Source organism: Paraconexibacter antarcticus, from assembly GCF_024220175.1.
In the GTDB taxonomy this organism is placed as follows: Bacteria; Actinomycetota; Thermoleophilia; order Solirubrobacterales; family Solirubrobacteraceae; genus Paraconexibacter; species Paraconexibacter antarcticus.
The window spans coordinates 4,211,177-4,224,483 of sequence record NZ_CP098502.1 but is presented as its reverse complement, the minus strand read 5'-3'; the positions used below and the strand labels follow the sequence as shown (position 1 = coordinate 4,224,483).

The following is a 13,307-nucleotide window of genomic DNA, read 5'->3' as shown; positions in this document are numbered from 1 at the left end:
CTTGCCTCCGCCGCCCCGGCGTCGCCGGTGATCTACCCGAGCCCGTCCCCCACCCCGGCCGGGGTGGCCACCGGCGCCGGACCCGCCGCCCGCAGCCGCTGCGCCGCGAGCTCGCCGCTGAAGATCGCCGCCTCGACACCCGCGTGGGCGAAGTAGTCGCCGGCCAGCGTGATGCCCGGCGGCATCTCGAGGTGGACCGAGTTGAGCGTCGCGTAGTGCCCGGGGCCGGCGATCGACAGCCCGCGCCGGTAGTGGAAGACGTGCACGAAGCTCGGCTCGGGCGCGTCCCCGTAGGCGAGCCGCGCGGCGTCGACCGCCGCCCGGCCGATCTCCTCGTCGGTCATGCCCGCGAGCGGGGGCGTGTAGAAGTAGACGCCGACCGCCTCGCCGCCGGGCGGCACCGCGCCCGGGTGGCGGTGGCTCTGCAGGACGGCGGCACCCCACACGGCGTCGGGCATGTTCGCCGGCAGCGCGACGGAGATCTTCGACCCCGGCCACGGGTTCTGCTCCCAGCAGACCTGCGCGTGCGCGTACTCGGAGTAGCGGCAGACGCGGAGCTTCGTCGTCGCCTCCTCGGGGACGAGGCCCGCGAGCAGGTCGGCGGCGACGCCGGGCTCACAGGCGACGACGATCGCGTCCACCTCGTAGGTCTCGCCGCCCGCGGTGACGGCGTAGCCGGACGGCGTCCGCGTGATCGCCTCGGCGGGCGTCGAGAGGTGCACGCGCGCGCCGGGCGACCCCTCGACGAGCCAGTCGCAGATCTGCCCGATCCCGCGCGGCGGCACCGACAGCGAGAGCTTGTAGAACTGCTGGAGGATCGCCTGGTAGAGCGACGTCGACAGCCACGACATCGGCACCGCGTAGAGGAAGCCCATGTACGGGACCGTGATGTAGTCGTGGCCCTTGTCCCCGAGCACGCGGCGCGACCACGTCTCGAGGGTCTCGCCGCGGTCGTACCGCGCGAGCTCGGCGCCGTCGAAGCAGCGCTTCGGGCCGCGCGACAGCAGCTGCCTCGCCACCCCCGCCGCGATGCGCGCCTTGTCCTTCACGCTGAAGACGGGCAGCTTCAGGAAGCTCATGACCTGGTCGAACTTCACGACGTAGCGCCTGCCGTCGGCGTCGATGACGTGCGTCTGCGCGTCCCACGGGACGAGCTCCTCGTAGTGCCCGAGCTCCTTGAGGATCGCGTTCGTCCGCGGGTAGATCCCGCCCATGAGGAAGAGCGCGCCCGACCCGAGGTTGAAGCCCTCGCGCATGAGCTGGCTCGTGCGGCCGCCGACCCGGTCCGCGGCCTCGAACACCTCGACCTCGTGGCCCTGCCGGCGTAGCGTGTAGGCGGCGGTGCACCCGGCGGGGCCGGCTCCGATGACGGCGGTCTTCATGGCGTGGCGGGTCCCTTCCGATGGCGAATGGTCGTGGCGCGCGCGGTCATGAGAACGCGAGCGCCTGCTCGATCGAGGCGTGGGCGAGGTCCCCGGCGGCGCCGAGCCGGCGCTGCAGCGCGTGGAGGTAGGCGGCGTGCTCCCGCCGCCGCCGCACGAGCTCGGGCCCGTCGAGCAGCCCGTAGTTCGCGCAGAGCTTCACCGCGGGGGAGAAGAGGTGCAGCGAGATCGCGTCGCGGCTCGTGATGCGCCGCTGCCGCAGGTACTGCGTGCCGAGCCCGAGGCAGTCGTCGGCGATCGCGCCCGGCTCGGTCGGCCACTCGCCGAGGGCCTGCAGGCGGTCGGCGACGACGAGGTGGGTCTCGATGAACGAGCGCAGGATGCGCGGCGCCATGAGCGCACCGCTGCGCACCATGGCCGGGCCGATCTCGCCGAGGTGCTCGCGGCCGTGCTCACGCCAGCCCGGTTCGATGAGCTCGATCTCCGCGGTGAGGTCGGCGCGGGACTGCTCGCGATCGGCGAAGAAGAAGTCGAACTTCAGCAGGTCGCGCAGGCGGAAGGCCTCGTCCCAGGCGGACTCGACGACGTCGTCGCCGGGCTCGTCCGCGACGTGCAGGAGGGCGAGCTCGGCGATCGCCCGGTCGAGGAACCAGTGGATCGAGATGTTGCGGTAGAAGCCGGCGACGAGGGCCTGCTCGGCGCCGATGCCGAAGACCGTCTCGGTACCGCCGTCGTAGCGGTCGACGACCCCGTGGGTGACGAGCGTCGCGAGCGTCTCGCGGACGCCGTCCTGCGTCGTCAGGCGGCGGGCGCCGTCGTCGGCGGGGATGTCCCGCGCGATGACGTAGCGGAGGACCGGCCGCAGGACGTCCTGCACCTGCTGGAAGGTCAGCGCGCGGTCCTCGACGCCGAGCAGCGCGAGGGTCAGGAGCGACGGCGCGGTCGCCGGGGTCGCGCGGTTGATGCGCGCGCAGACCTCGATCGCGACCTTGTGGCGCGCGAGCCGCCGCGCCGCCTTGTCGACGGGGTCCGACCCGTTCGCGGCGAGCGCCTCGGCGAGGTCGATCGGCTCGCCGAAGTTCACCTGGACGTTCCCGTAGTCGCCGCGCTGCTGGCGGGCGAAGCGCAGGAGCCAGGGCAGCCCCTCGGGCGGCTTGACGGCCCCGTGCGACTCGGTCGTCATCTCCTCGACCTCGGGCAGCTCGTCGTAGACGATCGACGTCGGGATGACGTGGACGCCCTGCACGCCGTGGTCCTCGACCGCGTCGGCGAGGTACGTGAAGAGCCCGAGCGTCGGCGGCAGGAGCTTGCCCGTGCGGGTGCGCCCGCCCTCGATGTACCACTCCAGGTCGTGGCCCTGGCGGACGAGGTGGCCGAGGTAGTGGCGCAGCGTGAGCTTGTAGACGTCGTCGTCGCGGAAGCTCCGGCGGATCCAGATGACGCCGCTGCGCCGCCCGAGCGGGCCGATCGGCCAGAACGCCATGTTCTTGCCGCCGAGCGTGAAGTTCCCGGGGAAGCCGTGCTTGTACAGCAGCGACGCCATGACGTAGCCGTCGAGGTTCGACCGGTGCGAGGGCAGGAAGACGAGCGGGTGGGTGCGCCCGAGGTCGCGGATGCGGGCGAGCGCCTCCTCGTCGACGGTCAGCCGGTACGCGCGCGAGTAGAGATAGGTGGCCCAGCGCGCCCAGATGGCCCGCCCGACGCGCTGCTGGGAGGTCTCCATCTCGGCCAGGCACGCGGCGGCGTCCGCCATCACGGCGTCGCCGGGGCGCTCCTGACGCTCGGCCAGTTCGTGCACCGCCCCGACGAAACGCGGGTCGGACAGCAGGGAAGTGCTCATGCAGCCGCTCGATCGTGGTGGACGGACGGGAGCCAGCCTCGCCGATCGTGGAGCGCACGCCCATCCTCCAATGGGGGAACCCCGCACCTCCCGCGGAGGACCGCGGCGGACCGCGGCCGTCGCGGGCCCGGGTCGCCCCGGCGCGATCGTGTGTTAGGTTGCCCTTAGTAAGGGTCGCCTAAGCAAGAGAGGGACGCGCGTGCGTCGCAGTGTCATCGGCCTTCTGGCCATCGGTTCGGCGTTCGGCGTGACCGCATGCGGAGGCGGAGGTCCCTCCTCGGGCGGCGCCGCGGGCGCGAAGGGCCCGATCACGGTCTACAGCGGCCAGCACGAGCAGACCATGGCGAAGCTCGTCACCGACTTCGAGCGGCGCACCGGCATCACCGTGAAGCTCCGCTCGAGCGACGAGGGCTCCCTCGCGAACCAGGTCCTCCGCGAGGGCTCCGCCTCGCCGGCGGACGTGTTCGTCGCCGAGAACCCGCCCGCCCTCACCGTCCTCGAGAAGCAGGGCCTCTTCGCGCCGGCCGCGGCGAGCACGCTCGCGAAGACGCCGGCGCGCTACAACGACCCGAACGGGCAGTGGGTCGGCGTGTCCGCCCGCTCCGCCGTCCTGGCCTACAACACCGGCGAGCTGAAGGCCGCGCAGCTCCCGGCCACCCTCCTCGCGCTCGGCGGGCCGCAGTGGAAGGGCAAGATCGGCTTCGCGCCGACCGAGACCGACTTCCAGCCGCTCATCAGCGAGCTCGACGCCCTGCACGGCGCAGGCACCGCCGCGACCTGGCTCAAGGCGCTCAAGGCGAACGGCAGGGTCTACGACGACAACGAGGCGCTCATCGCCGCCGTCAACCGGGGCGAGGTCGCCGCCGGGATCATGGACCACTACTACTGGTACCGCCTGCGCGACGAGGTCGGCGCGGCGAAGACGACGTCGGCCCTGCACTACTTCGGCCCGGGCGACGCGGGCGCCCTCGTCGACGTGTCCGGCGCGGCCGTCATGAAGTCGAGCGCCCACGCCGCGGCGGCGCAGCGCTTCCTCGCCTACCTCGTCAGCCGGCCCGCGCAGCGGATCATCGCGACGAGCGAGAGCTACGAGTACCCGCTCGCCTCGGGCGTGAAGACCGCGCGCGACCTGAAGCCCTTCGGCGAGCTGAAGCCGCCGCCCATCAGCGTCGACGACCTCGGCGACGGCCGTGGGCCCCTGCGACAGCTCCAGGACGCCGGGCTGCTCTGATCCCATGCCCGGCCCGACCGCGACACCCGTGTCCGTGCCCGCCGCCCCGCTCGGCGGCGCGTGCCGCCGCGGGTGGCGCGGGCGCCGGACGGGGGCGCCGGGCGGGCTGCTGCTCGCCGGCCTCGGCGTCGCGGCGCTGTCGCTGCTGCCGATCGTCTTCCTCGTCCTCGAGGTGCGCGGCGTCAGCCTGAGCGAGGCGCACCGCCTCCTCTTCCGGCCGCGCATCGGGCGGCTGCTGACGAACACGCTCGGCCTCGTCGCGGCGTCGACGGTCCTCTGCGCGGTCGTCGGCGTCGCCGCCGCGTGGTGCGTCGAGCGCACCGAGCTGCCCGGCCGCCGGGTCTGGATGGTGCTGCTCGTCCTGCCGCTCGCGATCCCGGAGTTCGTGTCGAGCTTCGGGTGGGTGTCGTTCCTCCCCGGCCTGCGCGGCTTCGGCGGGGCGCTGCTCGTCACCGTCGTCGCGTACTACCCGTTCGTCTTCCTGCCCGTCGCCGCCGTGCTGCGGGGGACGAACCCGGCGCTCGAGGAGGTCGCCCGCGGGATGGGCCTCTCCGGCTGGCGCGCCTTCTGGCGGGTGACCCTCCCGCAGCTGCGGCTGCCGGTCCTCGGCGGCGGGCTCATCATCGCCCTGCACCTGCTCGCCGAGTACGGCGCGTTCGCGCAGCTGCGCTTCCCGACCTTCGCGACCGAGATCTACGTCGAGTACCAGCTCGGCTTCGACGGGGCGAGCGCCGCGGTCCTCTCGCTCGTGCTCGTCCTCCTGTCGCTCGCGCTGCTCACGGCCGAGGTCGCGGCGCGCGGGCGCGGCCGCTACGCGCGCGTCGGCGGCGGGGCGACGCGCCCGCACCGCCGCGTCCGGCTCGGCCGCCGGGCCGCCGCGGTCCTCGGCGGGCTGACGCTGCTCGTCGTCCTCGCGCTCGGGGTGCCGCTGTCCGCACTCGTCTACTGGGTCCTGCAGGGCAGCTCCTCGACGCTGCCGTCCTCGTCGGTCTGGGGCGCGACGGTGACGACGCTCGAGTACGCCGCGGCCGCCGCCGCGGTCACGACGGTGCTCGCGCTGCCCGTCGCGCTGCTCTCGGTGCGGTATCGCGGTGCCGCCGGGCGCGGGATCGAGCGCACGACGTACGTCCCGCGGGCACTGCCGGGCGTCGTCATCGGCCTCGCGATGGTGTCGTTCAGCCTGCGCAGCGCCCACGGCCTCTACCAGACGTCCACGCTGCTCGTGCTCGCCTACGCGATCCTCTTCCTGCCGCTCGCGATCATCGCGCTGCGCGGCCCGCTCGCGCAGGTGACGCCGCGGATCGAGGACGTCGCGCGGAGCCTCGGGCTGGGACCGGTGCGCGCGTTCCTCCGCACGACGTTCCCGCTGCTGCGCTCGGGGATCGGGGCGGGCGCCGGCCTCGTCTTCCTCTCGACGGTGACGGAGCTCACCGGGACGCTGCTCCTGCGCCCGACCGGCACCGAGACACTCGCCACGCGCTTCTGGACGTACGCGTCCAGCCTCTCGTACGGCGCGGCGGCCCCGTACGCTGCGGTGATGGTCGGGATCTCCGCCCTCCCCGCGTACCTCCTCATCCGCCGCGTCGACGAGGCGGGCGCATGAACGCGATCAGCCTCCGCGGGGTGACGCGCGCGTACGGCACGACGCCCGTCCTCCGTGGTGTCGACCTCGACGTCGAGAGCGGGGCGTTCGCCGCGATCCTCGGCGTGTCCGGCTGTGGCAAGAGCACGCTCATGCGGCTCATCGCGGGCTTCGACCACGTCGACGGCGGGACGATCGATCTCGGCTCCGTGCGGGTGGACGACGGCCACCGGGCGCTCGCGCCGGAGCGCCGCCGGGTCGGCTACGTGCCGCAGGAGGGCGCGCTCTTCCCGCACCTCGATGTCCGCGCGAACGTCGCCTTCGGCCTGCCCCGGCGCCGGCGCGGGCAGGCGCGGGTCGACGAGCTGCTCGACCTCGTCGGCATCGGCGGCCTGCAGCGCCACCGGCCGCACGAGCTCTCCGGCGGCCAGCAGCAGCGGGTCGCCCTCGCGCGGGCCCTGGCGACGGAGCCCGAGGTCATCCTCCTCGACGAGCCGTTCTCGGCGCTCGACCCGGGCCTGCGGGCGGAGACCCGTGCCGAGGTCCGCCGCGCCGTGAAGGCGCTGGGGACGACGGCGCTGCTCGTGACCCACGACCAGGACGAGGCGCTCTCTTGCGCCGACCTCGTCGCCGTGCTCCGCGACGGTGTCATCGTCCAGGCCGCGCCGCCGCGCGAGCTGTACCGCGCGCCCAGCGACGTCCCGCTCGCCTGCTTCCTCGGCGAGGCGAACGTCGTCCCGGCGACGATCGAGGACGGGGTCGCCCAGACGCCGCTCGGGCCGGTGCGCCTACGTGACGCCGCGGGCGAGGGCGCCCGCGGCGTCGTCGTCCTGCGGCCGGAGGAGCTGACGCTGACGGCGGCGGGGCGGGACGCGGGCGGCGCGAACGCCGAGGTCGGCGCCGTCGAGTTCTACGGACACGACGCGCGCGTCGAGCTGCGCCTCGACGACCCCGCCGGAGCGCTGCCGCTCATCGTGCGCACCGGCGGCCACGACGCGCCCGAGGTCGGGCAGCGGGTCGTCTGCGCCGTCGGCGCCGACGGGCACTTCGTCGGCGACGGCCACGCGCCGGACGACCTCGGCCGCGGCACCGGGACCGTCGCCGCCGCCTGAGCCGGCCGCCCGCGCCCGCCTGACACGAGCATGAACAGGCGCATCGGGGCCATACCCGTCGACGGGGCGTCCCGGTACTGTCGCCCGGGCGAGCCGCGGGGTGCGGATCGCCTTATCTGATCGGAGCACCGCATCCTCGACCACACGTCGTTCGCCATCGGGTTCGACCCGCGAGACCGGGAGCGCCTGCACGCGCTCTGGGACTCCGTCATGGACAACCAGCGCTGGTCCGAGGGCCCGCTCACCGCGCGCTTCGAGGACCTGTGGTCCGCCCACTGCGACGGGGCGGCCTCGGTCGCCTTCGGGTCGTGGACCGGCGGCGCCCTCGCCGCGCTGACGTACGCCGGCGTGAAGGGCGGCACGGTCGTCTGCCCGTCCAACACGTTCATGGCGACGCCGCTGGCCGTCCGCGCCGCGGGCGCCGAGCCCGTCTTCGCCGACTGCCGCCGCGACGACCTGTGCCTGTCGTACGAGGCGGTCGAGGAGGCGATCGCCCGGCACCGCCCGCGCGCGGTCTTCCTCGTCCACATCGGCGGGCACCTCGCGTTCGACGTCGAGCGGATCGCCGCACTGTGCCGCAGCGAGGGCGTCTTCCTCATCGAGGACTGCGCCCACGCGCACGGCGCGTCGCTCGACGGGGCGCGCGCGGGGACGTTCGGCGACGCGGGCATCTACTCGTTCTACGCGACGAAGACGATCTCGACGGGCGAGGGCGGGATGCTCGTCACGCGCGACCCCGAGCTCGCGGCGTTCGCGCGCGGCTTCCGCAACTACGGCAAGCCCGATCACGAGGCCTTCGGGCTGAACTTCCGCCTCAGCGAGTTCACCGCCGCGATCGGCATCGTCCAGACCGAGCGCCTGCCCGAGATCGTGGCGGCGAAGAACCGCATCGCGCGCGACGTCCTCGACCACGAGCACGCGAGCCGCCTCGAGCTGCCGTCCGGGATGATCTCGGGGTACTACAAGTACATCGTCTTCGACGAGATCCCGAAGACCACCGGCCGCGTCTACGAGCAGCCGTGCCACCGGCTGATGGGCCACCAGGTCGACCTGCCGAACACCGACTGGGTCGCCGAGAACCACTGGTGCGTGCCGCTGTACTACCACCCCGATCCCGTCCGTCCCGACCACGACACCGTGGAGGCCTGACCATGCGCGTCCTCGTCACCGGCGGGAGCGGCTTCATCGGCTCCCACGTCATCGACAAGCTCGGGGAGGCCGGGCACGTCGCGCGGAACTTCGACATCGTCGAGTCGCCCCACCACGCCCCGGGGAGCGTCGACACGTACCTCGGCGACCTCGCGGACGTCGCGGCGCTCACCGACGCGCTGCGGGACTGCGACGCGGTCATCCACCTCGCGGCGGTCGCCGACGTCGGCCAGGTCGTCCTCGACCCGGTCTTCAACGACACCGTCAACGTCCGCGGGACGCTCAACGTCCTCGAGGCGGCCCGGGCGGTCGGCGGCGTCCGCGTCCTCTACGGGTCGACGATCTGGGTCTACCACGGGCTCACCGGCGAGACCGTCGACGAGACGACGCCGCTGACGCTCCCGGCGCACATCTACACGGCGTCGAAGCTCGCCGGTGAGATGTACTGCAGCTCCTACGCCGAGCTCTTCGACGTCCCGTACACGATCCTCCGCTTCGGCATCCCGTACGGCCCGCGGGCCCGCCCGGCCGCGGTCGTCCCGGCGTTCGTCCGCAAGGCGCTCGCCGGCGAGCCGCTCACCGTCGCCGGGGCGGGTGAGCAGTGCCGCCGCTTCGTCTACGTGGAGGACCTCGCCGACGGCATCGTCGCCGCGCTCGACCCGGCCGCGGTCAACGACATCTTCAACCTCGTCGGCGACGTCGACACGTCGATCCTCGAGATCGCGTCGGTCGTCCGGGAGATCGTCGGCGACGTCGACATCGTCCACACCGAGGCACGCGCGGGCGACTTCAGCGGGGCGGAGGCGTCGGGCGCAAAGGCCCTCGCCGTCCTCGGCTGGGCGCCGCGGACGCCGTTCGCCGAGGGCGTCCGCCGGTACATCGCGTGGCTGAAGGACGCGGCGGGCGAGGCCCGGGCGCCGCAGCTCGACTGAGGTCGTGGGGCCTAGCGAAGAGCGAGCGCGGGCAGCCCCGCGGCGGCCGTCGCCGCGAGGATCGCGGGCAGCGCGCCGGCCGTCGCCCGCCAGCAGCCGGGTGCGCCGTAGTCGTCGGCGTCGTGCAGGAGCACGACCTCGCCGGCCGTGAGCGGGCCCGGCCGCAGGACACGGGCGGCGACGCTCGCGGGCGTCGCGCGCGCCGTCCAGTCCGCGCCCCAGCGCGACCACAGCAGGGCGGGGACGCCGAGCGCGCGGAGGGCGGGCAGCGAGAGGATCCCGTACGGCGGGCGGTACAGGGCCAGGGGCGCCTCGCCGAGCGCGTCCCCGATCGTCGCCGCGGCCCGGCGCCGGTCCTCCTCGACCGCGCGCGGCGTCAGGCGCAGGGCGCTGCGGTGGCGGTCGGAGTGGACGGCGACGGCGTGGCCGGCGGCGCGGATCTCGGCGGCGAGCGACCCGGTCCGGCGGACCTGCTCGCCGACGAGGAAGAACGTGGCCTGCGCGCCGGCGGCGGCGAGCGCGTCGAGCACCCGCGGCGTGCCCTCCGGGTGGGGGCCGTCGTCGAAGGTCAGGGCGACGCCGGGGAGGCCCGGACGGCGGCAGGGGAGCCGCAGCGCGGCGGCGAGCGCGGGGACGTGGGCGGCCGGCGCGGGCAGCGCCCAGGCGGCGGCCGCGCCGAGCGCGGCGGTGGTCGTGAATGCGCTGGAGGCCACGGCCTGCCATCGTCGCGCACATCGACGTGCATCTGCTCCTGGGCATCTCCGCGGCCGCCGGTGCCGCCCTCTGCTACGACGGCGCCGGCGTCCTCCAGGCCGGTGAGGCGCGGGCGGTCGCGGGCCCGGTCCTGAAGGCGTCGCTCCTGCGGGACCTCGCGCGCCGCCCGCGGTGGGTCGCCGCGACGGCGCTCGCGGTGGCGGGCTGGCCGCTGCAGGTGACGGCGCTCGCGCTCGCCCCGCTCGCCGTCGTGCAGCCGACGCTCGCCGTCGGCCTCGTCCTGCTGCTCGTCATGGGGGCCCGCCTCTACGGGGAGCGCGTCACCCGGGCCGACTGGGTCGCGTCCGCCGCGGTGCTCGCGGGCGTCGTGGGGCTCGCGGTCTGCGCGCCCGCGGCGAGCGGCCACGCCCATCATCCGCTGACGCTCGCGCTCGTCCTCGGCGCGCTGACCGTCGCCGCGCTCGGGCCGCCGGTGCTGCGTGGCGCCACCCAGCGTGGCCCCGTCCTCGTCGTCGCGGCGGGCTGCGCGTTCACCGTCACGGCGATCGCGAGCGACCTGCTCGCGACCGCGCTCGGCGACGGCCGCTGGGGGGCGGCGGTCGCGTGGGTGGCCCTCTGCGCGCCGGTCGCCGCGCTCGGGACGCTCGACGAGATGGGGGCGATGCAGCGGCTGGCGGTCGCCCGGGTCGCCGTCCCGATCTTCGTCGTGCAGACGGCGCTGCCGGTGGCGCTCGCGCCGATGCTCGTGGGGGAGCACTGGGGGCCGACGCCGGGCGGGGGCGCGGGCCTGCTCGCGGCGCTCGCGACGTGCACGGCGGGCGCGGGATGGCTCGCGCGGTCGCCCGCGGTCGACGCGATCGTCGGGGCGACGCACGCCGGCGACGCGCCGCCCGCCTGACGGTCAGAGCAGACCGAGGACCGCGTCGGCGGCGTGGGGGCGCTGCGCGTAGCCGGGATCGGGCGCGAGCGGCGCGGCGAGTGCGCCGTCGAGCGCGACCGCGAGCGCGCCGGCGTCCGCGGCGACCTGCGCGAGCCCCGTCGCCGCGTAGGCGCGGTTGTTCACCCGGATGTGGCCGACGCCCCAGCCGTAGGAGATCGGCCGCGTGCCGCACACGAGCGCCTCGAGCACCGTGAGGCCGGCGGTCCCGTGGACGAGGACGTCGGCGGCGGCCAGCACCTCGGGCATCCGGTCGGTGAAGCCGAGCGCGTGGACGCCGGCGCCGGCCGCGTCCATCCGCCGGCGCAGCGGCTCGTTCGTGCCGCAGAGGACGACGGCCTGCGCCCCGCGGCCGCGCGCCACGGCGACGGCACCGCCGACGTCGCCGACGCCCCAGCCGCCGCCGCTCACGGCGACGACCGGCCCGTCGCGCGGCAGCCCGAGCGCCCGGCGCGCCTCGGCGGCCGGCGGGGGCGCCTCGAAGCCCGCGTCGCTCAGCCCCCGCACGGTGATGGTCCGGGCGCCGGGCCCGGCGATCCACCGGACCTCGCCGGCGGACTCGGGGTGGACGAGGAGGTGCAGGTCGACCCCGGGGTGCGCCCAGCCCCACAGCGCCGAGAGGTCGGTGATCGCCGAGACGACCGGCGTCCGCAGGCGGCCCGCGGCGCGCAGGCGGCCGAGGATCTCGGTCGTCCCCGGATAGGTCGAGACGACGACGTCGGCCGCCGCGGCGGCGCCGAGCAGGGCGGGGCCGCCGAGCGCGCCCGCGATCCGGCTCGCCGCCCGCCGCGCCCGCGGGCGCACGAGCAGCCGGTACTGCCAGTCGTAGGCGTCGGGCGCGGCGAGCAGGCGCTCCTCGATCCCGTCGCGGACGAGGCGGCGCAGCAGGCCGCCGATGAGGTCGAGGCCGTCGACGACCTCGACGCTCGCGCCGCGCGCCGCGAGCGCCTCGCGCAGGCGGGCGGCGGGCAGGTCGTGTCCGGCGCCGATGTCGGCGGTGACGACGAGGACGCGGGGCATCGGGGGCATCCTGACGCCTCAGAGCCCGGCGGCGGGGATCCGCGTGAGGGTGAGGAACACGACGAGGGCGACGGTGGCGGCGCGCAGGCGGCGGCTCTCGCCGAGCGCGGCGAGCGGCGTGAGCCAGGTCGCGTACCACGGGAGCAGCCACGTCGAGCCGCAGAGGACCGCCAGCGTCGCCCACCCGGCGCAGGCGAGCCAGTCCGCGCCGCGCCAGGCGCGGACGAGGAGCGCGGCCACCACGGCGGCGACGGCGAGGACGAGGGCGAGACGGGCGTCCGGGGCGATCCTCGTCGCCCCGAACGCCCGCGCGACCGTCATCGGGACGCTGTGCGTGGCGACGCCGCCGGCGGCGTTCGCGGAGGCCGTCAGCCAGGCCGTCGAGTGCCGGCCGACCGTCGCGAGGGTGAGGGCGAGGACCGCCGCGCCCGCGGCGGCGAGGCCGCCCGCCGCCGCGCGCCGGTCGCGCGTCCCGGCGAGGGCGAAGGGCGCCACGAGCCCGCCCGTGACCTTCAGCGCGGCGGCGACGACGAACGTCCCGGCGCCGGCCGCCGTGCGCCGCGTCAGGACGAGCGCGACCCCGGCGAGCCACGCGAGGACGACGAGCGGGTCGTTGTGGCCGCCGCCGACCGCGAACGCGAGCACGAGCGGGTTCAGGCCCATGAGGACGACGGCGGGGCGCGGATCGCGTCCCTCGCGGCCGAGCAGCCGCGCGACGAGCGCCACCCCGGCGAGGCTCGCCGCGCAGGCGAGGAGCTTGAACGCCCACAGCCCGCCCGCGACGCCGAGGGGGACGACGGCACGGCTCGACACCGTGAAGAGCGGGCCGTAGGGCGAGCGCGCGTTGCGCCAGCGGAGGTAGGCGTGCACGGGGTCGTGGGGGGCCCACCCCGTCCCGAACCGATAGGGGTCGAGATGGTGGACGACCTGCAGCCGCGCGAACCCGATGTAGCCGAAGACGTCCGCCGAGAAGAGCGGCGGCCCGAGGAGGAAGACGACGTGCGCGGCGAGCGCCGCCGCGCCGAGCGCGCGCACGGGCAGGTCGCGCGCCCCCGCCAGGGCGAGCAGCCACCCGGCGAGCAGCGCGCCGAGCGTCACCGTGAGGGTCGCGGGCGTCCCGTGGCCGCCGCCGAGCCCGGCGAGCGGCCCGGCGAGCCAGCCCGGGAAGGCCCGCGCGCCCGCGGGCACGAGCAGCGAGGGCCCGGCGGCCGCCCGCACCGTGAGCAGGACGGCGGCCGCGAGGACGAGCAGCAGGCCGCCCGTCGCGCCGGCCCGTCGCACGCGGGCCACGGCCGCCCCGCGCGACGGCGGCCGCAGGGCGAACGGGCCCACGGCGACCGGCTCGGAATGCGCGACCTCCATACGGGCAGGGAAGCGCAGCGTCCCTGAACCCCGCCTGAAAACGCGG

The 13,307-nt window shown here is 75.6% G+C and carries 11 protein-coding genes; 6 read left to right on the top strand and 5 right to left on the bottom strand.

What is annotated here, in order from left to right:
• Positions 1 to 32: 32 nt before the first annotated feature.
• Positions 33 to 1,382, bottom strand: coding sequence for a protoporphyrinogen/coproporphyrinogen oxidase (locus NBH00_RS20625; protein ID WP_254570458.1), 1,350 nt, complete (start codon positions 1,380 to 1,382; stop codon positions 33 to 35).
• A gap of 46 nt (positions 1,383 to 1,428) precedes the next feature.
• Entirely contained in the window at positions 1,429 to 3,222 is a 1,794-nt protein-coding gene (locus NBH00_RS20620) for a 1-acyl-sn-glycerol-3-phosphate acyltransferase (protein ID WP_254570457.1), read from the bottom strand.
• 247 nt (positions 3,223 to 3,469) lie between these two features.
• Here NBH00_RS20620 and NBH00_RS20615 point away from each other — a divergent pair, with 247 nt between their 5' ends.
• The 5 genes from NBH00_RS20615 (at position 3,470) to NBH00_RS20595 (ending at position 9,228) form a co-directional block, all read left to right on the top strand.
• Entirely contained in the window at positions 3,470 to 4,453 is a 984-nt protein-coding gene (locus tag NBH00_RS20615; RefSeq protein WP_254570456.1) for an iron ABC transporter substrate-binding protein, read from the top strand.
• Positions 4,454 to 4,457: 4 nt separating this feature from the next.
• Positions 4,458 to 6,056, top strand: coding sequence for an ABC transporter permease (locus NBH00_RS20610; RefSeq protein ID WP_254570455.1), 1,599 nt, complete (start codon positions 4,458 to 4,460; stop codon positions 6,054 to 6,056).
• A complete protein-coding gene (locus NBH00_RS20605) occupies positions 6,053 to 7,147 on the top strand; it encodes an ABC transporter ATP-binding protein (RefSeq protein ID WP_254570454.1) in 1,095 nt (364 codons plus the stop codon). The genes NBH00_RS20610 and NBH00_RS20605 overlap by 4 nt, the downstream gene beginning before the upstream one ends.
• Positions 7,148 to 7,279: 132 nt before the next feature.
• Positions 7,280 to 8,296 carry a DegT/DnrJ/EryC1/StrS family aminotransferase gene (locus NBH00_RS20600; protein ID WP_302182760.1) on the top strand — a complete coding sequence of 339 codons (1,017 nt, stop codon included), beginning with the start codon at positions 7,280 to 7,282 and terminating at the stop codon, positions 8,294 to 8,296.
• A gap of 2 nt (positions 8,297 to 8,298) precedes the next feature.
• Complete coding sequence (locus tag NBH00_RS20595) at positions 8,299 to 9,228, top strand: NAD-dependent epimerase/dehydratase family protein (protein ID WP_254570452.1); 930 nt, start codon at positions 8,299 to 8,301, stop codon at positions 9,226 to 9,228.
• An 11-nt stretch (positions 9,229 to 9,239) separates the two neighbouring features.
• On the opposite strand, the gene NBH00_RS20590 is transcribed toward NBH00_RS20595, so the two are convergent.
• Positions 9,240 to 9,941: a polysaccharide deacetylase family protein gene (locus NBH00_RS20590; protein WP_254570451.1), complete on the bottom strand. Its 702-nt coding sequence runs from the start codon at positions 9,939 to 9,941 to the stop codon at positions 9,240 to 9,242.
• A 26-nt stretch (positions 9,942 to 9,967) separates the two neighbouring features.
• Between NBH00_RS20590 and NBH00_RS20585 the strand changes: the two genes are divergently transcribed.
• Positions 9,968 to 10,840, top strand: a complete 873-nt coding sequence (locus tag NBH00_RS20585) for a DMT family protein (protein WP_254570450.1) — start codon at positions 9,968 to 9,970, stop codon at positions 10,838 to 10,840.
• Between the two features lie 3 nt (positions 10,841 to 10,843).
• Here NBH00_RS20585 and NBH00_RS20580 read toward each other — a convergent pair whose 3' ends face one another.
• The gene (locus tag NBH00_RS20580; RefSeq protein WP_254570449.1) at positions 10,844 to 11,899 is read right to left on the bottom strand and encodes an MGDG synthase family glycosyltransferase; all 1,056 of its coding nucleotides are present in this window, start codon (positions 11,897 to 11,899) and stop codon (positions 10,844 to 10,846) included.
• 18 nt (positions 11,900 to 11,917) lie between these two features.
• Positions 11,918 to 13,261: an MptA/MptB family glycosyltransferase gene (locus NBH00_RS20575; RefSeq protein ID WP_254570448.1), complete on the bottom strand. Its 1,344-nt coding sequence runs from the start codon at positions 13,259 to 13,261 to the stop codon at positions 11,918 to 11,920.
• Positions 13,262 to 13,307: the final 46 nt, after the last annotated feature.

Bases quoted from the DNA above. Each gene is read 5' to 3' on its own strand.
- NBH00_RS20605 (WP_254570454.1), top strand. From the start codon at position 6,053: ATGAACGCGATCAGCCTCCGCGGGGTGACGCGCGCGTACGGCACGACG.
- NBH00_RS20625 (WP_254570458.1), bottom strand. From the start codon at position 1,382: ATGAAGACCGCCGTCATCGGAGCCGGCCCCGCCGGGTGCACCGCCGCC.
- NBH00_RS20620 (WP_254570457.1), bottom strand. From the start codon at position 3,222: ATGAGCACTTCCCTGCTGTCCGACCCGCGTTTCGTCGGGGCGGTGCAC.
- NBH00_RS20610 (WP_254570455.1), top strand. From the start codon at position 4,458: ATGCCCGGCCCGACCGCGACACCCGTGTCCGTGCCCGCCGCCCCGCTC.
- NBH00_RS20575 (WP_254570448.1), bottom strand. From the start codon at position 13,261: ATGGAGGTCGCGCATTCCGAGCCGGTCGCCGTGGGCCCGTTCGCCCTG.
- NBH00_RS20580 (WP_254570449.1), bottom strand. From the start codon at position 11,899: ATGCCCCGCGTCCTCGTCGTCACCGCCGACATCGGCGCCGGACACGAC.
- NBH00_RS20595 (WP_254570452.1), top strand. From the start codon at position 8,299: ATGCGCGTCCTCGTCACCGGCGGGAGCGGCTTCATCGGCTCCCACGTC.